This window comes from Janthinobacterium woesei, from assembly GCF_051380875.1.
In the GTDB taxonomy this organism is placed as follows: Bacteria; Pseudomonadota; Gammaproteobacteria; order Burkholderiales; family Burkholderiaceae_D; genus Janthinobacterium.
In genome coordinates, this window is sequence record NZ_JBNYXW010000008.1 from 198,061 (window position 1) to 224,155 (window position 26,095).

Genomic DNA, 26,095 nt, shown 5'->3' on the forward strand with positions numbered 1-26,095 from the left:
AGCACCATCACCGCACCACCGGCCATCCGGCATGCCATGCGCACATTATTCAAGAAAATCAGGAAGATCAGGAACACATTCGCGCCGCCAGCCAGGCTATCGCTAGCGGCGCGCCTGGAGCGCCTGTCGGACCGGCGCGGCTTGCCGGCCTTTGACCCGGGGCCGGCAGCGGTCATCCGTGCCTGCACGGCCTGGCTGGGCGCGGCGCAAGACTACTCAAGCTCGGCCGACGGCGGTGTCGCCCGCGATTACAGCCTGCAGACAGGCTGGTCGAGTTCCTATCCGGAGACCACCGGCTACATCATCCCGACCATGATCGCCATGGCGCGCCGCACCGGCGACGACGCGCTGCACCAGCGCGCGCGGCGCATGCTCGACTGGTGCGTGGCGATCCAGTTCGCCGATGGCGGTTTTCAAGGCGGGAAGATCGATTCGACGCCGCGCGTGCCTGTCACCTTCAATACGGGCCAGATCCTGCTAGGCCTGGCAGCCGGCGTGGCGGCGTATGGCGCGCCATACCAGGACGCCATGCAGCGCGCGGCAAGGTGGCTGCGCGACAGCCAGGATGCCGATGGCTGCTGGCGCAGGCATCCGACCCCGTTCGCCCGTGCCGGTGAAAAAACCTACGAGACGCACGTGGCGTGGGGACTGTTCGAAGCGGATCGGGCGGCGCCGGGCCACGGCTATGGCGCAGCAGGTTTACGCCAAGTCGATTGGGCGCTGCGCCAACAGCATGCCAATGGCTGGTTCGATTCGAACTGCCTGGACGACCCATCACTGCCCTTGACCCATACCATCGGCTACGTCTTGCGCGGCCTGCTCGAAGCGCACCGCTTCAGCACACGCGCCGATCTGCTGGAGGCCGCCATGCGTACCGGCGCAAGTATCGCCAGCGCCGTGGCTGCCGATGGCTATCTGGCCGGAAGGCTCGATTGCGCGTTCCAGCCCGCTGCCGGCTATGCCTGCCTTACCGGTTCCGTGCAAAATGCGCACTGCCTGTTCCTCCTGTATCAACTGACGGGCGAGCGCCGCTATCTCGATGCGGGACGCCGCTTGAACAGTTTCGTGCGGCGCACTATCAGCATCGATGGCCCCATGCACGCCCGCGGCGGCGTCAAGGGCGCGTTTCCCGTCGATGGCGACTACGGCCAATGGTCCTATCTGAACTGGGCCGCCAAGTTCTGCATCGATGCGAACCTGCTGGAACTGGAACTGGCAGCGCCCGATGCTTGAAGGGGCAAAACGCGCCATCAACACCGCGCTGGAAGCATGGCGCCGCGCCGCCAGTGCCAATAAGGCGCGCCAGAGCGGTCGCCACGTGACCCGCGCCGAACTGGCGGCCGGCCTGCAACGGCTCGGCATCGCGCCGGGCGATACGCTGTTCATCCATTCGTCGCTGAAAAGCCTGGGCTACGTCGAAGGCGGCGCGGCGACGGTGATACGCGCCCTGCAGGATGCCGTCGGCCAGCAAGGCACCTTGCTGCTGCCCACCTACTATCTTCCCGGTGGCACGCTGCACGCGACCTGTGAAATGCACGATTACGTTTTCGACGTGCGCCGCCACGGCACGCACATGGGGCGCCTGCCCGAAGCGTTCCTCGCCAGCGGCGCCATCTGCCGCAGCATCCACCCGACCCATTCCGTATCCGCGTGGGGGCGCCATGCCGCGTATCTCACCGAGGGGCATCACCGCGCGCCCTCGATCTTTGGCGCAGGTTCACCCTGGCAGCGCTGTATCGGCTGCGACAACGCAAAAGTGCTGGGCCTGGGCATTTCAATGGGACCTGTGACGTTTTACCATGCGCTGGAAGACGCCATGGGCGACGCCTTTCCCCTGCCAATCTGGCAAGCCAGGACGGCATTACTCCCTTGCCTGGACCACGCCGGCACGCGCTGGGAAGTTCCCGTGCGCCCTTTCGATCCCGCTGTTGCACGGCGCCGCATCGACCATCCAGGCCGCGGCGACTTGCGCGCCTACTTTCAGCAGGAGTTTGACGCCGCCGGTTTGCGCGTCAACGGACAAGTCGGCGATGCCGCGTCCTGGTGCATACCGGCACGCGCGTTTTTCGATCATCTGCGTCTGCTGGCCAGCGAAAACGTGACGATCTATTCCACTGCGGCGCAACTGGCGGCGCGCCCCGTATCGCACGGCGCCAGCGGGCATCCCTCGCCATCAGCGCGCGCATAAAAAAACCGCCCGGTGTGAGGCGGACGGTTTTCATTGACCTTTGCGCAGCGTCAAGCCTGCGGACTGTCGGCCCCGCTTGCGGACTTCTTCTCGCGCGCCACGACGTACAGCAGCACGATGATGACCGCGTACGGCAGCAGCGACAGCGCATCCGAATGCAGGCCCGCGTAGAACGGGTTGCCGTGTTCGGCCCAGTCGGCCATCATCTGGTCGAAGTGCGTCAGCACGCCGGCCGTAATGGCGATGATGATGCCGGCCAGCGCGCCGCCAGCGATGTAGCCCGATGCGAGCAGCACGCCCGAGCTGCGGTCGCCCGCCAGCTGGCGCTCTTCGTCATTCAGCCTGGCGTTGTGTTCCAGCTTGTTGTTGCGACGGTCGGCCAGCCAGCGCACCAGGCCCCCGACGAAGATCGGCAAGGTCGACGACAGCGGCAGGTATACGCCCACCGAAAACGCCAGCGAGGCGATGCCGGCCATTTCCAGCACCACGGCGATCATCACGCCAAACAGCACCAGTGTCCACGGCAGCTGCTGGTCGAGGATACCCTTGATGATGTAGGACATCAGCACGGCCTTCGGCGCATCGTATTTTTTCACTTCCGAGCCGTCCGGGCGCTTGCTGTAATGGCCGTTGATACCCGGGTCGACCAGGTAAGCCAGCTGGCCATCATCCTTGACGAAGTATTTACCGGCCGGGCCGCCCACGGTATCGGTCTTTTGCCAGACTTTATACGTGTTGTGGTCCGTATCGGCTTGCGGGCCATGCAGCTCGCCCGTCACCGTCAGCGTTGACGCGTCAACCGTCAAGCCAGGCGCCACTTGCGCGGCCGGTACATAGACGGTGCTCGCGTCGTTCAGTTTCAGCAGGATGGGGCCCAGGATCAGCGCCGACGACAGCGCACCCGCCAGTATCGCGTACTGCTGCAGGCGCGGCGTGGCGCCCACCAGGTAGCCGGTCTTCAAATCCTGCGAAGTGGTGCCGGCATTGCTGGCGGCGATACACACGATGGCGCCCACCGACAAGGCAGTCACATAGTAACGCCCGCCGGTCCAGCCCATGATGAGGAAGATCAGGCAGGTAAACAGCAAGGTAGCCACGGCCATGCCGGAGATCGGGTTCGACGAGGAACCGATTTCGCCCGTCAGGCGCGACGACACGGTGGCGAACAGGAAGCCGAAAACGAGGATCAGCAGCGCGCCGAGGAAATTCATGTGCAGCGGCGTGGCGAAGGTGATCACGGCGATGATGGACAGGCAGCCGATGATGACCCATTTCAGGGGAATATCCTGGTCGGTGCGCAGGGTCGACGTGACCTTGGCGCCCTTGCCCAGGCCCTTCAGGCCGGCCGACAGGCTGCGCCAGATCATGGGCATGGCGCGCGCCAGCGAAATCAGGCCGCCGGCAGCGACGGCGCCCGCGCCGATGTACAGCACATAGGCGCTGCGGATGTCGTCCGCGCCCATTTCGCTGATCAATTTGGTGCCCGGCGCGAGCACCGTCGTCAGGCTGTCGCCGAAGAATTTGATCATCGGGATCAGCATCAGGTACGACAGCACGCCGCCGGCCGCCATGGTGGCGGCGATGCGCGGGCCGATGATGTAGCCCACGCCCAGCAATTCAGGGGAAATCTCGGCGCCGATGGAACCGGCTTTCAGCGGTGCGCCAAATTCCACGCCCGGCGTATCCTTCCAGCCCTTGAACGAGATATTGAACACCTTGTACAGCAGGCCGACGGCAAAGCCGCCAAAGATGATCTTGGCGCGGCGCTTGGCGTCCAGCGCGGCAACCGAATCCTTTTCGATGCTTTCGCCGGCGGCGATGCGCGATTCCTCCGTGGCGGCCGCCTTCAGCACCTCGGCGCAAGCCGTGCCTTCGGGGAATTTAAGTTCCTTGTGCTGATCGACGATCATGGTGCGGCGCATCGGGATCATCATCAGGATGCCCAGCAAGCCACCGAGAATACCAACGAGCATGACGCGCGAGATTTCCAGGTCAAAGCCGAGGATCAGGATGGCAGGCATGGTCACGCCCAGGCCGAAGGCCAGCGATTCGCCGGCCGAACCGGCCGTTTGCGTGATGCTGTTTTCCAGGATCGACGAATCCTTGCCGCCCACCTTCTTGGCCAGGCCAAACAGGGTGATGGCAATCACGGCAACGGGGATCGAGGCGCTGACGGTCAGGCCTACCTTGAGTACCAGGTAGAGCGAAGAGGCGCCAAAGACCATCCCCAGGATGACGCCCATGAACAGGGCGCGGAAGGTCATTTCGGGCAATGTCGCGTCGGCCGGGATATACGGCTTCATGACGCTCGGCGTTACATCTTTTGCCATAAATAATTCCTTAATTTTTAAAAATAAACAGCCCGGATTGGCGCCCGGGCTATTTTCTTGAAGCCGAGACTATCGCACAGCCGCGTTTCGATGAAAAGGTTTTTTGCTCCCGGTCCCGGCACCCGGTCCCGGCGCCCGGTTCCGGCGCCCCGCCAGCGCCGGAGCGCCCGCCGCATTGGTCTATAATCGCTGCCACCGTGCCTTGCACGCTATTGTGAGACTGCCTTGACTGCCAAACGAACCGGATTTCCCTGGCCTTCGCGCCGCGCCAGCGTGCGCGCCATCATCCTCGCCGGCTGCGCCGCGCTGGCCGGCGCCCTGCTGCTGGCCGCCTACCTGTTCCTGTATGTGCGCCCGCGCCTGCCCGAGCTGGACGTCATCACCGACTACCAGCCGAAGATTCCCCTGCGCGTCTACACGGCCGACAATGTGCTGATCGGCGAATTTGGCGAAGAGCACCGCGACTTCGTGCCGATTGCGCAAGTGCCGGAAATGATGAAAAAAGCCTTGCTGGCCATCGAGGACAGCCGCTTCTACGAGCACCACGGCATCGACTTCGTGCGCGCCGGCGGCGCCGTGCTGTCGAACCTGCGCCACGGCTTCGGCCACGGCGGCGGTTCAACCATTACCATGCAGGTGGCGCGCAATTTCTTCCTGACGCGCGAAAAAGTCGCCTCGCGCAAGCTCAATGAGATCATGCTGGCCCTGAAGATCGAAGCGGCCCTGTCGAAAGAGCAGATTCTCGAGCTGTACATGAACCAGATGTACCTGGGCCAGCGTTCCTTTGGTTTTGGCAGCGCGGCGCAAACGTATTTTGGCAAGCCCCTGGCGGAGCTGTCGATCGCCGAAATGGCCATGCTGGCCGGCTTGCCGCAAAATCCCTCGCGCCACAACCCGATCAGCAATCCGAAAAAGGCCCACGCGCGCCAGCAGCTGGTATTGAAGCGCATGCGCGAACTCGATTACGTCAGCGAAGGCCAGTACCAGCAAGCGCTGGCGCAGCCGCTGCATGTGAATAGCCGCGCCAAGCAGGGCTTCGACACGCACGCCGAATACGTGGCCGAACTGGCGCGCCAGACGGTCTACGCCCAGTTCAAGGAAGACAGCTACACCAAGGGCATCAGCGTCTACACGACAATCCTGAAGGCGGACCAGGACGCAGCTTACGCGTCGACGCGCCGCAACGTCATCGCCTACGACCAGCGCCACGGCTACCGTGGCCCGGAAACCTTCATCGACCTGCCCCTTGAACCCGAACAGCGCGACGACGCCATCGACGCTGCGCTGCAAAAACGCCCGGATAGCGACGGTTTGATCGCCGCCGTGGTCACGCAGGTCGCCAGCGGCAAGGTGGTGGCCGATATCGGCGACGGCGACGCCAAGGCCATCACAGGCGACGGCTTGCGCTTTGCCGCCCCCGCGCTCTCAAGCAAGGCCAGTGCCGGCATCAAGCTGCGCCCGGGTGCCGTGATCCGCATCACCCAGGACGCCAAGGGCAACTGGGCCATCACCCAAGTGCCGCTGGTGGCCGCCGCCTTCGTCTCGCTGGACGCGGACACGGGCGCCTACCACGCCATGGTGGGCGGCTTTGACTACAACCTGCAAAAGTTCAACCATGTGACGCAGGCGTGGCGCCAGCCCGGTTCGGCCATGAAGCCTTTCGTGTACTCGGCAGCGCTGGAAAAAGGCTTTTCGCCGGCCACCCTGATCAACGACGTACCTTTGGCACTGGAAGCCGGAGGCAAAGTCTGGGCGCCGCAGAATGACGATTTCAAGTTCGATGGCCCCATCACCATGCGCTATGCGCTGGCGCAATCGAAGAACGTGGCCTCAGTGCGCATCCTGCGCGCGCTGGGCGTACCAACCACGCACGATTTCCTGGAAAAATTCGGTTTTGACCCGGCGCGCCAGCCGAGCAACCTGACCATGGCGCTAGGCACCGGTTCCGTCACGCCCGTGCAGATGGCGGGCGCGTACGCCCTGTTCGCCAATGGCGGCCACCAGGTCGAACCCTACCTGATCGAGCGCATCGTCGATGCCAAGGGCGCGGTATTGATGCAGACCAAACCGCCCGCCCCCGGCGACGACAAGACCCTGGCGCTGGACCCGCGCAATGCCTTCGTCATGGACAGCATGCTGCGCGAAGTGGCGCGCTCGGGCACGGGCGCGGCGGCGACGAAAAAACTGGGACGCAGCGACATTGCCGGCAAGACGGGCACCACCAGCGACGCCGTCGACGGCTGGTTCGCCGGCTATGGCGGTGGCATCGTGGCCGTGGCGTGGATGGGTTATGACGATCCCAAGTCCTTGGGCGGGCGCGAATTCGGCTCCACGCTGGCCATGCCGATCTGGATCGACTACATGCGCACTGCCCTGTCGACGCGCCCGCAAGTCACGCGCACCGTGCCGGCGGGGTTGAGCCAGGTCGATGGCGAATGGATGTACGATGAATTCATCGACATGAACGGCGTCAGGACGCTCGACATGGATGCGGAAACGCCGACCGATCCGGCGGCCATGCCGGAGACGCTGCCGATAGAGACGAACTAAAAAAATGGCCGGGATCGCTCCCGGCCATTTTTTTTCAGCGCCGGCCCTTACGCCGGCCCGGTCACGCTCAAATAACCGCGCACCGTCTGCACCGTGCTGTCGGCGAAATTGTCGACGTTGACTTTCGCCGCGCGGTACTTCCAGCGTTTGACGTACCAGTCCTGGAACAGGGCCAGGCAATGCGCTGCCAGCAAGGTGGGGTCGCCCTGCGGCTTCGGCTCGATTTCAGCGATGGTGGCGGCGATCAGGGTCTGCACGAACAATTCGGAATTTTTCGCCATGCTGCGCTGCTCGACCTGCAGCACGCGCGAATCCATGAAGACAAAATAAAACCACGGCTGCAGCACTTCGGACAGGTAGATCGACGAGCGTATCATCGCCTCGAGCCGGTCCAGCGGCGACTTCACGTCGGCAAACAGCAGCGGCAAGGCTTGCGTGGCGTGGCGCACCACGTCCTCGATCATCTCGGCCAGCTGATCCTTGCTGGTGATATAGCCGTACAGCCCTCCCATCGACAAGCCCGTTTCGCGGCACAGGTCGCGCAAGCTCATGGCGCGGAAACCCACGTCATTGGCTAGGCGGAAGGTGGCGACGAAGATGCGTTCGAGGTTTTCCAGCGCCGGCTTGCGGCGTTTGACGCCGATACGGCCCGCGTGGCGGTCAAGAATATATTCCCAGATGTTTTCGCCATTCAAAGGCGTCATCTGTTGAAACTGTTCAAAATTGAAATGGGTCGACAAGTGCATTCTCAAATAACGGTGTATGAGCAATGTAAATACAGTGCCTGAGCGCGGCTCTGCAAGACGGCGGGACTGCGTATTTCGGGGCGATTATAGCTCAGGAAAACAACTATTTGACTTTCCAACTATGCAATGGGCATATAAGCAACGCCAAATATGCACAGTTATTGCGCTGCATCATGCAATTCAAATGCAATTTAAATCCAGCAGTGCTACATTTCAAAAACCGAGCGATCGCTATATTTAAAATATCGATAGAAATGAGAGTGAGCCAACCCGGGTATTGACTACAGCATCGACATTTCCACTATATATTATAAAAAATAACGGAGACAAAATGAAGACTCGCTTTTGGCAACTGCTATCGACCCTGCTACTGGCCATCGCCATCGTGCCCGGTAACGCCAGCGCCGCCGGCTACACGCAAACGAAGTACCCGATCGTGCTGGTGCACGGCCTGTTCGGCTTCGACAAGCTCGGTCCCGTCGAATATTTTTATGGCATCCCCGCCGCCCTGCGCAGCGGCGGCGCGCAAGTCTATGTAACCACCGTCTCGGCTGCCAACAGCACCGAAGTGCGCGGCGAGCAATTGCTGGCGCAAGTGCGGCAAATCCTCGCCGCCACGGGCGCGGCCAAGGTCAACTTGATCGGCCACAGCCACGGCGGCCCCACGGCCCGCTATGTCGCTTCCGTGCGGCCCGACCTGGTCGCTTCCGTCACCAGCGTGGCTGGCGTCAACAAGGGTTCCAAGGTGGCCGACGTGCTGATCGGCGCCATTCCCAACACCAGCGGCGTGCTGGGCAACGGCCTGGCTGCCCTCATCAGTTTGCTGTCCGGCAATGCCGGCATGCCGCAAAACGCGGGCGCCTCGCTGGCGTCCCTGTCCACGGCCGGCTCGCTGGCGTTCAACAGCCGTCACCCGCAAGGCGTGCCGGCATCGGCCTGCGGCGAAGGCGCCTACCAGGTACAAGGCGTGTATTATTTTTCCTGGAGCGGCGCGCAGCCGTACACCAACGTGCTTGACGTGGGCGACCCGCTGCTGGCCGCCACCAGCCTGGCATTCGGCGGCGCCAAGAACGATGGTCTCGTCAGCAGCTGCTCGAGCCACCTGGGCAAGGTGATCCGCGACGACTACGCCATGAACCACCTCGATGAAGTCAACCAGTTCGTCGGCATCGTCAACCTGTTCGAGACCAACCCCGTCACCGTCTTCCGCCAGCAGGCCAACCGCCTGCAAGGCCTGGGACTGTAAGGGAGCTGTGCATGCACGCGAAATGGATGACGGTTTTTGGCGTGGCCGTGGCGGGACTGGCCCTGTATTGGACGCTGGCGCCGGGCGAGCCGCCTGCCCCGCCGCAAGAAAAACCGGAACCGGACCTGTTCGCGTTCGTGCGCTCGATGGAAGGCACGCGGCCCGATGGCAACGTGACGGTGGCCGCCGGCGACAAGCTGGTGGTCGACGCGGAGCTGGGCCATCTGTTCGATTACTACCTGGCGGGCCTCGGTGAAAAACCGCTGGCCGCCATCCGCAGCCAGATCGAGGCGGAGCTTGAGCGGCGCCTGGCGCCCGTGCCGGCGCGCGAAGCGAAACGCCTGCTGGGCGCGTACCTGGCCTACAAGCAGGCACTGGCCGCCACCGAGCAAGCCTTGCCCGCGCAAGCCGATGCGGCCCTGGCGGCCAGCGCGCGCCTGCACGCCATGCGCGCCTTGCGCAGCAATTACTTTACGCCGGAGGAAAGCGCGGGCCTGTTTGGCGCCAGCGACGCCTACGACGACGATGCCGTGGCGCGCATGGCGATTTTGGGCGACACCACACTGGACGAGGCGCAGCGCCAGGCGACACTGGCCGCGCTCGACCAGCAGCTGCCGCCCGCCCTGCGCGCCGCCCGCGACGCGCCGCTGCAGGTGGCCAAACTGGACGAATCGGTAAAGGCGCTGCGCGCCCAGGGCGGCGGCGAGAATGAAGTCTACCGCCTGCGCGCCAGCACCTTCACGCCCGCAGCGGCGGCGCGCCTGGCGGAGCTGGACCGCGAAGAATCGCAATGGCAGCAGCGCATCATCGCCTGGCAAGCGCAAAAGGCCAGCCTGCCCGCTGGCGCGCAAAATGCGGCGGCCCTGCAGCAGCTGCGCGACGCCAGCTTTACGCCGGACGAACAGCGCCGCCTGGGCGCGTACGAATAAGCGCGATCCGCGGCCCCATCGCGCTTGAAGCGCTGGCCATCCAGGCCAGTTCGCCCGATTGCTCCTGCAGCGCTTTGACGGCGCTTCTGCAGCGGCCACCAGCTTGCCGCCCACATCGACCGCCACCTTCGGTGCCCGCTATTGGCTGCGCAGTTAATAGTCGTATAAGATGGCCATCAAGCAAACAACAGGCACACCATGGTTTATCCTATCAAACACAAACTGGTGATCGGCGTCGCTTCGAGCGCGCTGTTCGACCTGTCCGAATCGCACCAGGTCTACCTCGACAGTGGCCCCGAGGAGTACCGCAAGTACCAGGAAACGCATATCGATGCGGTGCTGGCGCGCGGCGTGGCGTTTCCCTTCATCCGCCGCTTCCTGAACATCAACAAGCACTATCCGCGCCAGTCGCCCGTGGAAGTGGTGCTGTTTTCGCGCAATTCGCCGGAAACGGGCTTGCGCGTCATGCATTCGATCGCCCACTACGGCCTGGATATCTCGCGCGCCGCCTTCATGACGGGCAAGTCGCCGTATCCCTACCTGCCCGCCTTCAATGCGTCGCTGTTTCTCAGCGCCAATGAAGACGACGTGCGCAGCGCCCTGGCCTGCAACTATCCGGCCGGCCTGGTGCTGCCATCGCGCACGGAGGACGATGAAAGCGACGAAGAATTGCGCGTCGCCTTCGACTTTGACGGCGTGATTGCCGACGACGAGTCCGAAACCGTGTTCAAACGCAACAATGACGTCGATGAATTCCACGCCCACGAAACCCTGAACGTGGGCACGCCGCACCGCCCCGGCCCGCTGGCCGACCTGTTCCAGAAACTGGCCACCATGCAGCGCCTGGAAGAAAAGGCGCAGCGGCGCGACCCGCAATACAAGAAGATCCTGCGCATCGCCATCATCACGGCGCGCAACGCCCCCTCGCACGAACGCGTGGTGACAACCCTGAAAAGCTGGGGCGTGGCGGCCGACGAGACATTTTTCCTCGGCGGCATGGACAAGTCGCGCGTGCTGGCCGTGTTCAAGCCGCATATCTTCTTCGATGACCAGATAAGCCACCTCAAATCGGTGGGCGGAACCATTCCCATGGTGCATGTCCCCTTCGGCATTGCGAATGTACGCACTGGCGATGGTCTATAATCTTGCCTGTCAGCGCCGTCACTGGCGGCGCTGCGCGCACCACAGCTGTTCCACTCAACTGCCTCTGCCACTAGCGTCGTCGCCTGCATGTCTTTAGACTTAAAAAAAATCCTCCCCAAGCCCGGCAACCGCTACGCGCTGCCCGCCCTGTATGGTTCATCCGACGCCTACGCCCTGGCGCTGGCCGCGCTGGCATTGAAAGCGCGGGGCCAGATGCTGGCCGTGGTGGTGGCGCAGGCCAGCGACGGCCAGCGCCTGCTCGATGAAATTGCGTGGTTTAGCGGCAAGGAACTGCGCTGCCACTTGCTGCCGGACTGGGAAACCCTGCCCTACGACGCCTTTTCGCCGCACCAGGACCTGGTTTCCGAGCGCCTGGCCACGCTGCACGAAATCGGCAACCGCCAGTGCGACGTGCTGATCGTGCCGGCTACCACGGCGCTGGTGCGCCTGGCGCCGCCCTCGTTCTTGGCCGCCTACACCTTCTTCTTCAAGAAGGGCGAAAAGCTCGATGAAGCGCGCCTGAAGTCGCAGCTGACGCTGGCCGGCTACAGCCATGTCTCGCAAGTGATGTCGCCCGGCGAATATTCGGTGCGCGGCGGCCTGCTCGACCTGTTCCCCATGGGTTCGGCCCTGCCCTACCGGCTCGACCTGTTTGGCGACACCATCGAGACCATCCGCACATTCGACGCCGACACCCAGCGCTCGCTGTATCCCGTGCACGAAGTGCGCCTGCTGCCGGGACGTGAATTCCCGATGGATGAAGCGGCGCGCACCACCTTCCGCAACCGCTGGCGCGAACAGTTTGAGGGCGATCCATCGCGCTCGGTGGTGTACAAGGACATCAGCAGCGGCATCGCCTCGGCCGGTATCGAATATTATCTGCCCCTGTTTTTCGCGCAGACGGCGACGCTGTTCGACTACCTGCCGCCGGATGCTTCGCTGGCCCTGGTGGGCGACATCGACGCGGCCATCGGGCGCTTCTGGACGGACACGCAGTCGCGCTACCGCTTTCTGAAAGCGGACCGAGAACGGCCGATCCTGCCGCCCGAATCGCTGTTCCTCTCCGACGAACAGTTCTTCGGCCTGGCCAAGCCGTATCCGCGCCTGGCGATTGCCAAGTCCAACGATGCGCTGGCGTCGGAATTGTCGGCTCCCGTGCCGAACATCGCCGTCAACCGCCGTGCCGACGACCCGCTGGCGAACCTGCGCAGCTATCTGCTGCAATCGGGCCGCCGCGTGATGATTTGCGCCGAATCAAACGGCCGCCGCGAAACCTTGCAGCAGTACTTCAACGAATACGACCTGCAGCTGACGCCGGTGGAAGGCTGCGACGGCTTCCTGCAGTCAAGCACCAAGCTGATGCTGGGCGTGGCGCCGCTGCACGCGGGCTTCGAATTATTTACACCTGACGGCAATCTGTCCTTCATCACGGAAACCGAGCTGTATGCCGGTTCCGGGCGCAGGATAGGCAGCAAGAAGCAGGAAGGCGTGACGCAGGTCGAGTCGATGGTGCGCGACCTGTCGGAGCTGAAAATTGGCGACCCGGTGGTGCACATCAACCACGGCATCGGGCGCTACATGGGCCTGACCAGCATGGACCTGGGCGAAGGCGAGACGGAATTTTTGCACCTGGAATACGCCAAGGACACCAAGCTGTACGTGCCCGTGTCGCAGCTGCATGTGATCTCGCGCTATTCGGGCGCCTCGCCGGAAGACGCGCCGCTGCACTCGCTCGGCTCGGGCCAGTGGGAAAAGGCCAAGAAACGCGCGGCAGAACAGGTGCGCGACACGGCCGCCGAGCTGCTCAACCTGTATGCGCGCCGCGCGCTGCGCCAGGGCCATGCGTTTGAATTCTCGGCGCACGACTACCAGCGCTTCGCCGACAGCTTCGGCTTCGAAGAAACGCCGGACCAGGCCGAGGCCATCAACAACGTCATCAAGGACATGACCTCGGGCAAACCGATGGACCGCCTGGTATGCGGCGACGTCGGCTTCGGCAAGACGGAAGTGGCACTGCGCGCCGCCTTCATCGCCGTCATGGGCGGCAAGCAGGTAGCCATCCTGGCGCCCACCACCCTGCTGGCCGAGCAGCATGCGCAAACCTTCGCCGACCGTTTCGCCGACTGGCCCGTGCGCATCGCCGAGCTGTCGCGCTTTCGCAGCGGCAAGGAAATCACGCAAGCGTTCAAGGGCATGGCCGACGGCACCATCGACATCGTCATCGGCACGCACAAATTGCTGTCCGATGATGTGAAATTTACCCGTCTTGGCCTGGTCATCATCGACGAGGAACACCGGTTCGGCGTGCGCCAGAAGGAAGCGCTGAAAGCCCTGCGCGCCGAAGTGGACGTGCTGACGCTGACGGCCACGCCGATTCCCCGCACGCTGGGCATGGCGCTGGAAGGCTTGCGCGACTTTTCCATCATCGCCACGGCGCCGCAAAAGCGCCTGGCCATCAAGACGTTCGTGCGCAGCGAGGGTGAAGCCATCATCCGCGAAGCGTGTTTGCGCGAACTCAAACGGGGCGGCCAGATCTACTTCCTGCATAACGAGGTGGAAACCATCCAGAACCGCCTGGCCATGCTGACGGAACTGCTGCCCGAGGCGCGCATCGCCGTGGCGCACGGCCAGATGCACGAGCGCGACCTGGAAAAGGTCATGCGCGACTTCGTCGCCCAGCGCTTCAATATTTTGCTGTGCACGACCATCATCGAGACCGGTATCGACGTGCCGACGGCGAACACCATCCTCATGCACCGCGCCGACAAGTTCGGCCTGGCGCAGCTGCACCAGCTGCGCGGCCGCGTGGGCCGTTCGCATCACCAGGCTTACGCCTATTTGCTGGTGCACGACGTGCAGGGCCTGACCAAGCTGGCGCAGCGCCGCCTGGACGCCATCCAGCAGATGGAAGAACTGGGCAGCGGCTTTTACCTGGCCATGCACGACCTGGAAATCCGCGGCGCCGGCGAGGTGCTGGGCGAGAGCCAGTCGGGCGAAATGACGGAAATCGGCTTCCAGCTGTATTCGGACATGCTGCACGAAGCCGTGCGCTCGCTGAAAGCCGGCAAGGAGCCGGACCTGGCCGCGCCGCTGGCGTCAACCACCGAGATCAACCTGCACGTGCCAGCCCTGCTGCCGGCCGACTTCTGCGGCGACGTGCACGAGCGCCTGTCGATCTACAAACGCCTGGCCAATTGCGCCACGCAAGAGAAGATCAACGATATCCAGGAAGAGCTGATCGACCGCTTCGGCAAGCTGCCCGACCCCGTCAAGGCGCTGATCGAGACGCACCGCCTGCGCATCGCGGCAAAAACCGTGGGCATCGTCAAGATCGACGTGCATGGCGAGGCGGCCACCCTGCAATTCATGGCCAAGCCGCCCATCGACCCGATGCGCATCATCGAATTGATCCAGAAAAACCGCCATATCAAGCTGCATGGCCAGGACAAGCTGAAAATCACCGCCGCCATGCCGGACCTGGCAGCGCGTGTGACGCAGATCAAGACCACCATCAAGCAATTGACCGTTTAGACTTTCACCGCCGAGCTGACCCATGACCAATACCACTTCCATCACCATGAATCTGATCCTGCAGGGCCTGGACGGCGACGGTGCGCGCCTCGACCGCATCGCCGCGCTGGCCGCGCCCACAAACATCACGCGCCTGGGTCCGAACGCCGTGCGCTGCGAAGAAATCGCCTACTCGCCCGCCCTGCGCCCCACCATCGAAGTGGCGGCGCAAGCGGCGCAAATCGACGCCACCTACATGATGGGCCAGCGCGACCTGGCTGAATTCAAGCTCGTGGCGATGGACATGGATTCGACCCTGATCACCATCGAATGCATCGATGAAATCGCTGACATGCAGGGTCTGAAACCGCAAGTGGCGGCCATCACGGAAGCGGCCATGCGCGGCGAACTCGATTTTGCCGCCAGCCTGAAGCAGCGCGTGGCCCTCCTCGAAGGCCTGGACGCCACGGCGCTGCAGCGCGTCTACGATGAACGCCTCAAACTGTCGCCGGGCGCGGAAAAGATGCTGGCGGCCGTGCAGGCCGCTGGCCTGAAGACGCTGTTGGTGTCGGGCGGCTTCACCTTCTTCACCGAGCGCCTGAAACAGCGCCTTGGCTTGGACTACACGCATGCAAATGAACTGGAAATCGTCGACGGCAAGCTGACGGGCAAGGTGATTGGCACTATCGTCGACGCCGAGGAAAAGAAGCGCACGGTGGAACGCGTGTGCTTTGACATGGGCATTGCGCCAGCGCAAGCCATCGTCATGGGCGACGGCGCCAACGACTTGAAGATGATGGCCATCGCCGGCCTGTCGGTCGCCTTCCGCGCCAAGCCCGTGGTGCGCTCGCAGGCCGACGTGGCACTCAATTTCGTTGGCCTGGATGGCATTTTGAACATTTTGAACTAAGGCGCATCGCAACCTCCATCATCCCAGAGGCACAAAGCTGCATCGTAGACGTAACTGCTGCGCTTGCCCCTGGAGTCGGGAGAAGTACTGTCGCCACGCTTTGTATCGGCGTAGGTAGATCAGTTAAGGTTGAGATCGTGTCTGAATGGCAGACCCCGGCCCGCGCGGCTGGGATTAAAACCCTCAATCAACACGTTTAATTCGAAAGCCTTTACCCTGCATGCAAAGCTTGAGAAGTTCTGGCTGCTCGGTAGCTGGTGTCTTATTCAACCGAATTTGGTATTGACACTCTGAAAGTGCATCGGTTTTTTGAAAATTGGAAGCGCCTTCCTTTACGTAATCGTATCGCGGAGGACTTGCGCAAGCGGACAACATAACGCAGATGAAAGAAATTGCAGCAGTATTTTTTAGAGTCATGATTTATAAAATGAAGTGGAGAATTAACGTAGGTGTCTTATTTGGGGAAATAACCGAAATGTGACTTAACGATCTAAACCAGAAAGCGCCGTACAGAATAACATGTTGTTCTTCTGTAAAATACGTGAATTGTCACTCTTGCCTGGCCACTACCAGGTCCTCATTATCTGACGGGAATGCGGTATATTCAATATACGAGGTCTGCCCTACAACTGCCACAAGCGCAGCGGCAGCAGCCCCCACCAGGCCAGCACCAGCAGCAATTGCAGCGCTGCCAGCAAGGCCACCCAGTCCCATTTTTCCAGCGCGCCCGATTCTGATCCACGGCTGCGCCAGCAACGCGCCAGGCCGATAGCCATGGCCAGCGGCAATGCGCCTGTCGCCAGCGCCAGCAGCACGCTGGCGGCCGTCACGTCGCCCAGGCGCAGATACGACTGGAAATAAAAGAAGGGCGCGGGCAGCAACAGCGCCAGCATGGACAGCAGCGGCGCGAACAGATGGTCGCCGCGCCGCAGGGTGCGCCGCGCGGCGCGCCACAGGCCCACCAGCAACACATACAGCAAGCCCACCGCGCCCAGCGCCAGGCTGCCCCATAGCACCAGCATGCGCAGCATCGAGGCCCGTTCATAGCTGCGCAAGCCGTCGCTGAGCACATGCCGGCCGTCTTCCTGCAGCAGCACGTGCGAAGCGGTGCTGCGGTCGCTGGCGCGGAACAGCAAGCCGCCCACCGGTTCGAGCTCCTTCGGTTCGCCCTGGAACGGAATCAGGAACAGCGATGCGCCATCCCATTTGAGGCGCGTAAAACCGAAGACGGCATCGACCCAGGCCATGCTGGCCATGGGGCTGGGCGACGGCACATACACGCCCTGCCAGTTTTCCACGCCGGGCGCAGGCGTGCCGTCGGCGGCCGGCGCGCGCAGCGGCACGTCCAAGTCGCGCAGCAGCAAGCGGTTGAAGCGTTCGTAATCGGCCTGCTCGGCGTCCGTATTGAAGGCCACGAAAAAAGCGCTGCCTTGTTCCGGGTAGATGCACAGCATGGCCCTGAAACCTACCGTCGTGCCCGGGTGGCAGGCGCCCACCACGTTATGGCGGTCGCGCACGGCCAGCGCCAGGCCATGGCCGGTGGCCAGGCCCTCCTGCGCCGCGTCCGTGCCGGCCGGTTCCGACAAGGCGCCCATCAGGGCCAGGTCGATGAACTGCTCACCCTGCAGCTTGCCGTCGCCCATCAGAAATTGCGCCAGCCGACCCATGTCGGCCGCCGTGGTGGTGAACTGGCTGGCCGGGCGCAGGTACTGGGGCACGGCCGTTTGCGCTGCGCCATGCTCGAAATGGCCCATGGCCAGGCGCGGGTCCGCGTGCGCACCCGTCTGCGTGACGAAGCCAAAGGTGGAATCGGCCATGCCCAGCGGCTGCAGCAGCTGCGCGTCCAGGTAGCGCTCATACGGCTGGCCCGTGACCTTCTCGATCACCATGCCCAGCAAACCATAGCCCATGTTCGAATACGCATAGCGGCTGCCGGGACGCGCGCGCACGCGCAGCAGGCTGCCGCTGCCGTCAAAGGCGGCGGCCAGCGGCGTGTCCGGCTGCGGCTTCAAACTGAAGGCTTGCCAGAAACGCACGTTGTCGAGGCCCGAGGTGTGCGCCAGCAGGTGGCGGATGCGCACGGGGTCGCTGGCCTGCCACGGATTCTTCAGTGCCAGCTCGGGCAGCACCTGCTGCAAAGGTGTGTCGAGCGTGAACCGGTCTTCGCTGATCAGGCGCAAGACGCCCAGCGCCAACGCCACCTTGGCCACGGAACCCACCTGCACGCGCGTGTCCGCCAACATGGGCGCTTGCTTGGCGGCATCGCGCAAGCCCACGGCACCCGTGCGCACTTTGCCATCAGGCAAGACTTCGCTCCACACGGCGCCCGCTAATCCCTCTTCCTTCAGTCCGGCGGCGAAATCGGCCTCCAGGGTGCCATCGGCGGCGTGCGCAGCGGCACTCATGGCGCACAGCAGCAGCGCCGGCAAGGCGCGCCGCAGCCATGCGCTGCCTTGCGCCAACTTCGTATGCATTCTATTTAAGTTCAACAAATCATCAGCCTCTCCATGCGTGGCCTGCGCCCCCTCGCCGCTTTGCTTGTTACAATTAAAACTTGAGCAAAAAGCAGGAGACTACATGTCACAAGATATTACGTTCGATACCACACTCCAGCAGACCAAGAACCTGGCCTGGTGGCTGTACCTGATTCATGGCGCCAGCTTCGTGTTCTCGCTGGGCGCGTTTTCCTTCATTCCGCTCATCATCAATTATGTGAAGCGCGATGAGGCGGCCGGGACCTTCGTGGCCAGCCATCACAGCTGGATGATCCGTTCCTTCTGGTGGTATGTCTTCTGGATCGTCGTCGGCGCCGTGCTGTGGGTAACCATCATCGGCATTCCGCTGGCCTTCATCGTCTGGGGCGTGGCCTGGCTGTGGAAAGCGTACCGCCTGCTGCGCGGCTTCCTCGACCTGAACAACAACAATCCCGTCCCCGTGTAAAGCCAGCAAGCTGCATGCGGGCAAGCCATCCTGCTGGCCCGCGTGCCTTCACATCGCCGCGAACGCCCGTTCGATATCGGCGATCAAGTCCTGTGGATCTTCCAAGCCTACATTCAGGCGCACCAGTTGCCCCGGCAGTTGCCAGCCCGTGCGCATGCCGGCGATGCGGTACGGCATCACCAGGCTGTTGGCGCCGCCCCAGCTGTAACCGATCTTGAACAATTGCAAGGCATCGACGAAGCGGTCCGTCTGCTCTTCCGTGTAGCGGGGATCGAACAGCACGGAAAACAGGCCGCCCGCACCCGTAAAATCGCGTTGCCAGATGGCGTGGCCCGGGCAATCTTCGAACGCCGGATGCAGTACCGTGGCGATCTCCGGCCTGCCCTTGAGCCAGCTAGCCACCGTGCGGGCGCCCGCGTCGTGTGCGTCGAAACGCAGCTTCATGGTGGGTAAGCCGCGCAGCACCAGGTAGGCATCGTCCGCGCCCACGCCCAGCCCCAAGCGCATGTGCGCCTGCGCCAGGCGCTCGTGCAGCGCCCGGTCGCGCGTGATCAGCGCGCCCATCAGCACGTCCGAGCCGCCCGACTGGTATTTCGTCAGCGCCTGCATGACGATATCGGCGCCCAGCTCGAAGCCGCGCAAGGCCAGGCCCGCCGACCAGGTGTTGTCCAGCGCCACCAGCACGCCGCGCGCATGGGCGGCGGCGCAGATGGCGGGCAAGTCCGGCACTTCCATGCTCACGGAACCCGGCGCTTCCGTCCAGATGAGTTTGGTATTGTCCTGGATCAAGGCAGCGATGCCGGCACCGATCAGCGGATCGTAATAACGCGCCGTGATACCGAAATCCTGCGCCAGCCAGCGCCCCAGCTCGCGGTTCGGATTGTAGATATTTTCCGGCAGCAATACATCATCGCCCGTCTTCAGCAGCGCAAAGTCCGCCATGGCGATGGCCGCCAGGCCCGACGGAGCCAGCAGGCAGTGCTTGCCGCCTTCGATCTCGGCCAGCCGCGCTTCCAGCGTAAAGGTGGTGGGCGTGCCGTGCAAGCCGTAGGTATAGGCGTTCTTTTCCTTCCAGTCACCCGAACGCATGGCTGCCACATCCTTGAATAGCACGGTCGATGCGTGGTGGATGGCGTTGGGAAACGCCGCAAAGCCTTGCGGCGCCTGGTAATCGCTGTGGATCAGCGCGGTCTGCGGAGATTTTGTGTGGGTCATGGTGGCGTCGGCAATAAAAAAGGCGGGCCAGCAATTGCTGGTCCGCCTTGATTGTAAGGGCTTTACGCCCTGTATGCCGTACGACTGTTACACCTGCTTACTCGGCAGCGCCCCACAAGTCATGCGCATCGGAAGAGGTAATCGTGACATCGACGAACTGGCCCACGGCCAGCTTGCGGTGCGGCTCGAATGGCGGCTTGACGTACACGACGCCGTCGATTTCCGGCGCATCGGCGCTGGAGCGGCCCACGCCGCCGGTGCGGGTGATTTCATCGATCAGCACGCGCACGGTCTTGCCGACCTTCGCTTGCAGGCGTTTTTTCGAGATTTCTTCCTGCAGCAGCATCACGCGGCCGCGGCGCTCTTCGCGCAACTCTTCCGGCACCGGATTGGCGATCGCGTTGGCGGTCGCGCCTTCCACTGGCGAATAGGCGAAGCAGCCCAGGCGGTCGATCTGCGCTTCCTTGAGGAAGTCGAGCAAATACTCGAATTCCGCTTCTGTTTCGCCCGGGAAACCAGCGATGAAGGTCGAGCGGATGGTCAGGTCCGGGTTGATGGCGCGCCAGGCCTGGATGCGGTCCAGGTTTTTCTCGCCGCTGGCAGGACGCTTCATGCGTTTCAACACGTCAGGGTGCGCATGCTGCATCGGAATGTCCAGATACGGCAGGATGTGGCCGCCGCTCATCATCGGGATGATCTGGTCCACGTGCGGGTACGGGTACACATAATGCAGGCGCACCCAGGCGCCGTAGGTCTTGGCCAGCTCGCCCAGCGCTTCCGTCAGCTGCGTCATATGGGTTTTCACCGGACGGCCATTCCAGAAGCCGGTACGGAATTTCACGTCCACGCCATATGCCGAGGTATCTTGCGAAATGACCAGCAATTCCTTGACGCCCGACTTGAACAGGTTTTCCGCTTCCAGCATCAGTTCGCCGATAGGCCGCGAGACCAGGTCGCCGCGCATGGACGGGATGATGCAGAAGCTGCAGCGGTGGTTGCAGCCTTCGGAAATTTTCAGGTAGGCGTAATGCTTCGGCGTCAGCTTGACGCCTTGCGGCGGCACCAGGTCGAGGAACGGTGCGTGCGGTTTCGGCAGGTACAAGTGCACCGAGTCCATCACTTCAGCCAGCGCGTGCGGACCGGTGACGGCCAGCACTTTCGGATGCACCTTCATGATGATGTCGTCCCCGGCAGCATCTTTCTTGGCGCCCAGGCAGCCGGTGACGATCACTTTACCGTTTTCGGCCAGCGCTTCGCCGATGGCGTCGAGCGACTCTTGCACGGCGGCATCGATAAAACCGCAGGTATTGACGATCACCAGATCGGCGCCAGCGTAGGATTTCGCCGTTTCGTAGCCTTCGGCGCGCAGTTGGGTCAGGATTTGTTCGGAGTCGACCAGCGCTTTCGGGCAGCCAAGCGAGACAAAGCCCACTTTCGGTGCCGCACCTGGCATGGCCAGCATGGCCTCTGGCTGGGCGGAAGGAACGGGAATACGGTGAATTTCAGACATAGTTGGCAGCTAGGAAAATGGTGAGGCGAATCGGCTATTGTACCCCGAGCCGCCCCTTGCTGGCAGAACTATACTGTTTTGATGCTGTCAATGCAACTCCCGGGCGCTCAATTGCCCGTGAGCGCCTGGCAGTGACTACTTTTTATCCGTCGGGGGAACGGGTGGGACGAAGGGGAACGTGCCAAACAGATTCTTGCTCTGGCTCTGCATTTGTTCCTGCATCTGCACGAACAGGCTCTTGCTCTGGTCGATGTAGTTGTTCATCATGCCTTGCATCATCGGGCCCTGGACATTCATGAACTGGGTCCACATTTCCGGGCTGAATGGCTTGCCTTCGAAGCTGCCGGCCGAGGTGCCCGTGAACTTGTGCTGGATATCGGTGAACGCTTGCACGTTCTTTTCCAGGTAGGATCCCATCATGCCCTGCATGGCGTGGCCATAGTAGCGGATGATCTGCGACAACACGGTGCTCGTGAACATGGGCGCGCCGTTCGCTTCCTCTTCCAAAATGATCTGCAGCAAGATGCTGCGCGTCAAATCTTCACTGGATTTGGCATCGACGACCGTAAAGACCTCATTGTCCAACACCAGTTGCTTGACGTCCGTCAAGGTGATGTAGGAACTGGTTTGCGTGTCATACAGACGGCGGTTTGGATACTTTTTAATCAGGCGGTCACTATTTTTTTTTGCACTACTCATCACAAGTTCCACTTATTGCGCCGCAGCGCATACTGAGTTAATCCGAAAAAAAAGCGAACGTGGGTCCGCTTTCGCACCTGCCTACTTTTTCATTATAGAGTGGAAAACGGCTCCATTACACATCCGGGGCGAAGATTCCCACATTTATTGCAACGCAACTAAAAGTAGATTCCTGACAAGACCGGAGATCACTCCAGTCTTGTCAGGCAATGCGGCTTGCGCCCTTAATCTGCCCTGACTTTAACATACCGCCCCGGCGCCGGCTCGATAGCAGCATGGCGTTTGTTGCCCGGCTTGCCCGGTGCCTTGGCCTCGGCGCCGCCATGTTCGGCCAAAAACGCCGCCCATTCGGACCACCAGCTGCCCACATGCTCGGTTGCGCCTTCCATCCATTGTTCGGCGCTTTGCGGCCTGGCCTTGGCCGTGCGTGGCTGGTCATTACTCCAGTAACTGCGCTTTTTCTTCGATGCCGGATTGATCACGCCGGCAATATGGCCCGAGGCGCCCAGGATGAAGCGGTTGGCTGCCGGTTTTTTCGGGTTCAGCAGGGCCGTGCTGGCGTACGCCGCGCCCCAGGGCACGATATGGTCTTCGCGCGAGCCATAGATGAAGGCCGGCGCGTCAATACTGCTGAGGTCCACTTTTTCGCCGGCCACCGTCAGCTTGCCCGGTACTTTCAGGCTGTTTTCCAGATACGTGTTGCGCAGATACCAGCAAAACATGGGGCCCGGCAAGCCGGTGCCGTCGCTATTCCAGTACAGCAAGTCAAACGCGGCCGGCTCCTTGCCCTTCAGGTAGTTCGACTGCACGTAATTCCACACCAGGTCGTTCGGGCGCAGGCTGGAGAACGTGCTGCCCAGGTCGCGCCCCGACATCAGGCCGCCCTTGGCCAGCGCTTGCTCGCGCAGCGCCACTTGCTGTTCGTCAATAAAGACATCGAGCGCGCCCGTGTCGCAAAAATCGAGGAAAGTGGTCAACAGGGTCAGGCTGGCGGCCGGATTCTCGCCGCGCGCCTTGAGCACGGCCAGCGCGGTGGAAACAATCGTGCCACCCACGCAAAAACCGAACATGTTCAGCTTGTCCTGGCCGGAAATGTCTTGCACCACCTTGATGGCCGCAATCACGCCTTGCTCGACGTAATCGTCCCACGTCACGTGCTGCATGCTCAGGTCCGGATTGCGCCACGACATCAGGAACACGGTATTGCCCTGCTCCACCGCGTAGCGCACCAGCGAGTTTTCCGGCTGCAAGTCAAGGATATAGAATTTATTGATGCATGGCGGCACCATCAACAGGGGCCGCTGGTGTACCGTGGACGTCGTCGGCGTGTACTGGATCAGCTGGAACAGCGCGTTTTCAAACACCACCGTGCCGGGCGTAGTGGCCACGTTGCGGCCCACTTCGAAGGCCGATTCGTCGGACTGCGAGATGCGCCCCTTCTGCATGTCGGCCAGCATATTGTTCAAGCCCTTGGCCAGGCTCTCGCCCTTGGTCTCGATCAGGGTTTGCTGCGCGTCGGGATTGGTGGCCAGGAAGTTGGCGGGCGACATGGCGTCGACGATTTGCTGCACGGCAAAGGCAATCTTTTGCTTCTGGTGCGGCGTCGCTTCCACGGCATCGGCCATGGCGGTGAGAAATTCGGCATTCAGCAGATAGCTGGCGGCATTGAAGGCCGACAAGGGGCTTGCCTGCCAGGCGGGCGCGGCAAAGCGGCGGTCTTTCAGCTCGGGCGCCTTGCCGGCCATGAACTCGGCCCACAGGCCCGTCAGTTTGGCCATGTAGGCATTTTTCAGCTGCTCGACCGCTTCCGGCTTGATGCTGGCGCCCGCATCCTGCAAAATACCGGCAAGCGGATTGCTTGGCTGCTGCGGTACCATGTTGAACCATGTCTTCCACTGCTCGGGATTGCTGATCTGCGCCATCCATTCTTTGGTCATCGTTTGAGGATCGGGCATATTCATAGATGTGTAAGTCCATTCAAGAATTAAAAAGCAGTCAAAAATAAATAGTCACTACCGGGCCACCTGCATGCAAACTCTTACTGACTGCCATTACTGATGATGCTCATGACCGCTGTTGCCTGGATTTATGTCGTCGGCCTCATGGCGCTGACGGAACCGTCCATCGTCGCCGGGGTGATGACCTTCGCGCTGTACTGCGTCATCCCGCTGTCCATCCTATTCTATCTGACGGGCTCACGGCGACGCAAACGCAAGGCTGAGCGCATCGCCGCACGCAAGGCTAGCACGCTGGCCTCAGCAGACGATAAAACGGCAGACACATAAGTGCCTGCCGTGCAGTTTATTTGCGCCAGATCAAACTGGCCTGTCTTCCCGTGATGCCATCGCGCCGGTACGAGTAAAATTGCGCCGCATCGCTGACGGTGCAGTATTGCCCGCCCGCCACTTGCGCCACGCCATCGCGCAGGAGCATGGTGCGCGCCAGCGCGTAAATGTCGGCCAGGTATTTTCCCGGCTTGCCATCGATGGCGGCAAACGCGGCGCTCAGCACTTGCCGCTCGGTATCGTCGCGCGCGCCGTCGCGAAATGCCTGCAGCACATCCTGCCCTACCTCAAATTGCTGCGGGCCAATCGCTGGCCCCAGCCAGGCAAGAATCTGCGTCGCCCCCTGCGCGCGCATGGCTTCCACCGTGCGCTGCAAGACGCCATTGGCCAGGCCGCGCCAGCCCGCATGGGCCGCGCCCACCACCAAGCCGTCATGCGAACAAAATAGTACAGGCAGGCAATCGGCCGTCATCACCACGCACACGGCGCCCGCCTGCGTGGCGATACTGGCATCGGCGTCCGGCACGCAGCCGTCCAGGCTGGCGGCATCGGCGACGGCCACACCGTGCACCTGCGACAGCCAGGCTGGTTCGACCGGCAAGAGCGCCGTCAGGCGCGCGCGGTTGGCGGCCACGTGCGCGGGCTCGTCGCCCACATGCACACCCAGGTTCAAGCCACCGCCGCCCTGCCCGTCAGCGTAAGGGCCCAGGCTGACGCCGCCCGTGCGCACGCTGGCAAGCGCACCCACGTTGGCGGGCAAGCCGGGCCAGTGCGGCACGATGCAAGGCAGGGCTGCGGCCATCAGACCTGTTCCGGCTCGGCAATGCCGGCCTTGGCGATGAGTTCAGCGAAATCATCGGCCAGCGGCACTATCCATTCACACGCTTCAAGCGTGCCTGGATGCACCAGGCCCAGGCGGCGCGCCTGCAGCGCCTGGCGCGAGAAGATGGACACCAGGTGCTGCTTGCCGTAGACGGCGTCGCCCACCAGCGCAAAACCCAGGTGCTGCATGTGCACGCGGATCTGGTGCGTGCGGCCTGTTTCCAGGCGGCATTGCATCAGGCTCACGGGACGGCGGTCGAGTTCGCCGCTGCTGATCAATTCATAGTGCGTGATGGCCGGCTTGGCAGAGAAATTCTCCGACACGGCCATCTTGACCCGGTCGCGCGGGTGGCGCGCAATGGAGGCGTCGATGGTGCCGGCCGTTTTCGGCGTGCCCCACACCAGCGCGAAATACTCGCGCTTGACGGTGCGCGCCTGCAACTGGCGCACCAGATCCGTTTGCGACGCGAGCGTCTTGCCGACCACCATCAGGCCGCTGGTATCCTTGTCCAGGCGGTGCACGATGCCGGCGCGCGGCACGCCCGCCAGTTGCGGGCAATGGTGCAGCAGGCCGTTGAGCAGGGTGCCCGACCAGTTGCCGGGGCCCGGATGCACGACCAGGCCTGCCGGTTTGTTGATCACGATGATATGGTCATCTTCGTGCACGATGTTCAATTCCATCGCTTCCGGCTTAAAAGCCTCGTCTTCCGGCGCGCTTTGCGGCAGAATGACGATCTTCTCATCGCCATAGGCGGTCATGTTGCGTTTGGCAACTTTTCCGTCCACGGTCACGAAACCGGCTTCCAGCCACAATTGCAAGCGGCTGCGCGAGTATTCCGGCACCAGCTTGGAGATGACTTTATCGAGGCGGTGGCCGCAGGCGTCCGGCGTCAGTTCCAATGTAATCGGGGGCATTTCCTCGAAGACGTCGTCGGCGGCTAAATCGCCGTCAAACGCATCTTCGGCGCCATGATCAGAAAGGGAGTCAAACGCGGGGTCAGCCAAATTAGGCTTCGGAGTTAATATCACAGCATTCCCATCGGCTATAATCAGCCTATTGTAAAATCTTGGT

The 26,095-nt window shown here is 62.4% G+C and carries 19 protein-coding genes; 10 read left to right on the forward strand and 9 right to left on the reverse strand.

Annotation, left to right across the window (positions count from 1 at the left end; translation table 11 throughout):
• Positions 1–36: 36 nt before the first annotated feature.
• Positions 37–1,233, forward strand: a complete 1,197-nt coding sequence (locus ACQ4W6_RS11265) for a prenyltransferase/squalene oxidase repeat-containing protein (protein ID WP_436567279.1) — start codon at positions 37–39, stop codon at positions 1,231–1,233.
• On the forward strand, positions 1,226–2,188 hold the full coding sequence (locus ACQ4W6_RS11270; RefSeq protein ID WP_436567280.1) for an AAC(3) family N-acetyltransferase: 963 nt from the start codon (positions 1,226–1,228) through the stop codon (positions 2,186–2,188). The genes ACQ4W6_RS11265 and ACQ4W6_RS11270 overlap by 8 nt, the downstream gene beginning before the upstream one ends.
• A gap of 50 nt (positions 2,189–2,238) precedes the next feature.
• Here ACQ4W6_RS11270 and ACQ4W6_RS11275 read toward each other — a convergent pair whose 3' ends face one another.
• Positions 2,239–4,518, reverse strand: coding sequence for an OPT family oligopeptide transporter (locus tag ACQ4W6_RS11275; protein WP_436567281.1), 2,280 nt, complete (start codon positions 4,516–4,518; stop codon positions 2,239–2,241).
• A gap of 225 nt (positions 4,519–4,743) precedes the next feature.
• On the opposite strand from ACQ4W6_RS11275, the gene ACQ4W6_RS11280 reads away from it, so the two are divergent.
• Positions 4,744–7,068: a penicillin-binding protein 1A gene (locus tag ACQ4W6_RS11280; protein ID WP_436567282.1), complete on the forward strand. Its 2,325-nt coding sequence runs from the start codon at positions 4,744–4,746 to the stop codon at positions 7,066–7,068.
• Between the two features lie 47 nt (positions 7,069–7,115).
• Here the strand turns inward: ACQ4W6_RS11280 and ACQ4W6_RS11285 are convergent, their stop codons facing one another.
• Positions 7,116–7,814 carry a TetR/AcrR family transcriptional regulator gene (locus tag ACQ4W6_RS11285; protein ID WP_436567283.1) on the reverse strand — a complete coding sequence of 233 codons (699 nt, stop codon included), beginning with the start codon at positions 7,812–7,814 and terminating at the stop codon, positions 7,116–7,118.
• A gap of 331 nt (positions 7,815–8,145) precedes the next feature.
• Between ACQ4W6_RS11285 and ACQ4W6_RS11290 the strand changes: the two genes are divergently transcribed.
• The 5 genes from ACQ4W6_RS11290 to serB all read left to right on the forward strand — a co-directional run bounded on the left by ACQ4W6_RS11290 (position 8,146) and on the right by serB (position 15,552).
• Positions 8,146–9,060: a lipase family alpha/beta hydrolase gene (locus ACQ4W6_RS11290; RefSeq protein WP_436567284.1), complete on the forward strand. Its 915-nt coding sequence runs from the start codon at positions 8,146–8,148 to the stop codon at positions 9,058–9,060.
• A gap of 11 nt (positions 9,061–9,071) precedes the next feature.
• Positions 9,072–9,989, forward strand: coding sequence for a lipase secretion chaperone (locus ACQ4W6_RS11295; protein ID WP_436567285.1), 918 nt, complete (start codon positions 9,072–9,074; stop codon positions 9,987–9,989).
• A gap of 198 nt (positions 9,990–10,187) precedes the next feature.
• Complete coding sequence (locus ACQ4W6_RS11300) at positions 10,188–11,132, forward strand: 5'-nucleotidase (protein ID WP_436567286.1); 945 nt, start codon at positions 10,188–10,190, stop codon at positions 11,130–11,132.
• A gap of 87 nt (positions 11,133–11,219) precedes the next feature.
• Complete coding sequence (gene mfd / locus ACQ4W6_RS11305; RefSeq protein WP_436567287.1) at positions 11,220–14,663, forward strand: transcription-repair coupling factor; 3,444 nt, start codon at positions 11,220–11,222, stop codon at positions 14,661–14,663.
• 46 nt (positions 14,664–14,709) lie between these two features.
• A complete protein-coding gene (gene serB / locus ACQ4W6_RS11310) occupies positions 14,710–15,552 on the forward strand; it encodes a phosphoserine phosphatase SerB (protein WP_436567356.1) in 843 nt (280 codons plus the stop codon).
• A gap of 623 nt (positions 15,553–16,175) precedes the next feature.
• Here the strand turns inward: serB and ACQ4W6_RS11315 are convergent.
• Positions 16,176–18,026: a serine hydrolase domain-containing protein gene (locus ACQ4W6_RS11315; RefSeq protein ID WP_436567288.1), complete on the reverse strand. Its 1,851-nt coding sequence runs from the start codon at positions 18,024–18,026 to the stop codon at positions 16,176–16,178.
• Between the two features lie 103 nt (positions 18,027–18,129).
• Here ACQ4W6_RS11315 and ACQ4W6_RS11320 point away from each other — a divergent pair, with 103 nt between their 5' ends.
• Complete coding sequence (locus ACQ4W6_RS11320) at positions 18,130–18,492, forward strand: DUF4870 family protein (RefSeq protein WP_436567289.1); 363 nt, start codon at positions 18,130–18,132, stop codon at positions 18,490–18,492.
• A 48-nt stretch (positions 18,493–18,540) separates the two neighbouring features.
• Here the strand turns inward: ACQ4W6_RS11320 and ACQ4W6_RS11325 are convergent, their stop codons facing one another.
• From ACQ4W6_RS11325 to phaC, 4 genes are all read right to left on the reverse strand, one after another.
• Complete coding sequence (locus ACQ4W6_RS11325) at positions 18,541–19,707, reverse strand: cystathionine beta-lyase (protein WP_436567290.1); 1,167 nt, start codon at positions 19,705–19,707, stop codon at positions 18,541–18,543.
• Positions 19,708–19,804: 97 nt separating this feature from the next.
• Positions 19,805–21,160 (reverse strand): 30S ribosomal protein S12 methylthiotransferase RimO, encoded by a 1,356-nt coding sequence (rimO, locus tag ACQ4W6_RS11330; protein ID WP_436567357.1) that lies wholly within the window; start codon positions 21,158–21,160, stop codon positions 19,805–19,807.
• 192 nt (positions 21,161–21,352) lie between these two features.
• Entirely contained in the window at positions 21,353–21,916 is a 564-nt protein-coding gene (gene phaR, locus ACQ4W6_RS11335) for a polyhydroxyalkanoate synthesis repressor PhaR (RefSeq protein WP_436567291.1), read from the reverse strand.
• Between the two features lie 224 nt (positions 21,917–22,140).
• Positions 22,141–23,853 (reverse strand): class I poly(R)-hydroxyalkanoic acid synthase, encoded by a 1,713-nt coding sequence (gene phaC, locus ACQ4W6_RS11340; protein ID WP_436567292.1) that lies wholly within the window; start codon positions 23,851–23,853, stop codon positions 22,141–22,143.
• 120 nt (positions 23,854–23,973) lie between these two features.
• Here phaC and ACQ4W6_RS11345 point away from each other — a divergent pair, with 120 nt between their 5' ends.
• Complete coding sequence (locus tag ACQ4W6_RS11345) at positions 23,974–24,201, forward strand: hypothetical protein (protein WP_436567293.1); 228 nt, start codon at positions 23,974–23,976, stop codon at positions 24,199–24,201.
• Positions 24,202–24,217: 16 nt separating this feature from the next.
• Here the strand turns inward: ACQ4W6_RS11345 and pgeF are convergent, their stop codons facing one another.
• Positions 24,218–25,003 (reverse strand): peptidoglycan editing factor PgeF, encoded by a 786-nt coding sequence (pgeF, locus tag ACQ4W6_RS11350; RefSeq protein WP_436567294.1) that lies wholly within the window; start codon positions 25,001–25,003, stop codon positions 24,218–24,220.
• The gene (locus ACQ4W6_RS11355; RefSeq protein WP_436567295.1) at positions 25,003–26,028 is read right to left on the reverse strand and encodes an RluA family pseudouridine synthase; all 1,026 of its coding nucleotides are present in this window, start codon (positions 26,026–26,028) and stop codon (positions 25,003–25,005) included. The genes pgeF and ACQ4W6_RS11355 overlap by 1 nt, the downstream gene beginning before the upstream one ends.
• Positions 26,029–26,095 lie beyond the last annotated feature (67 nt).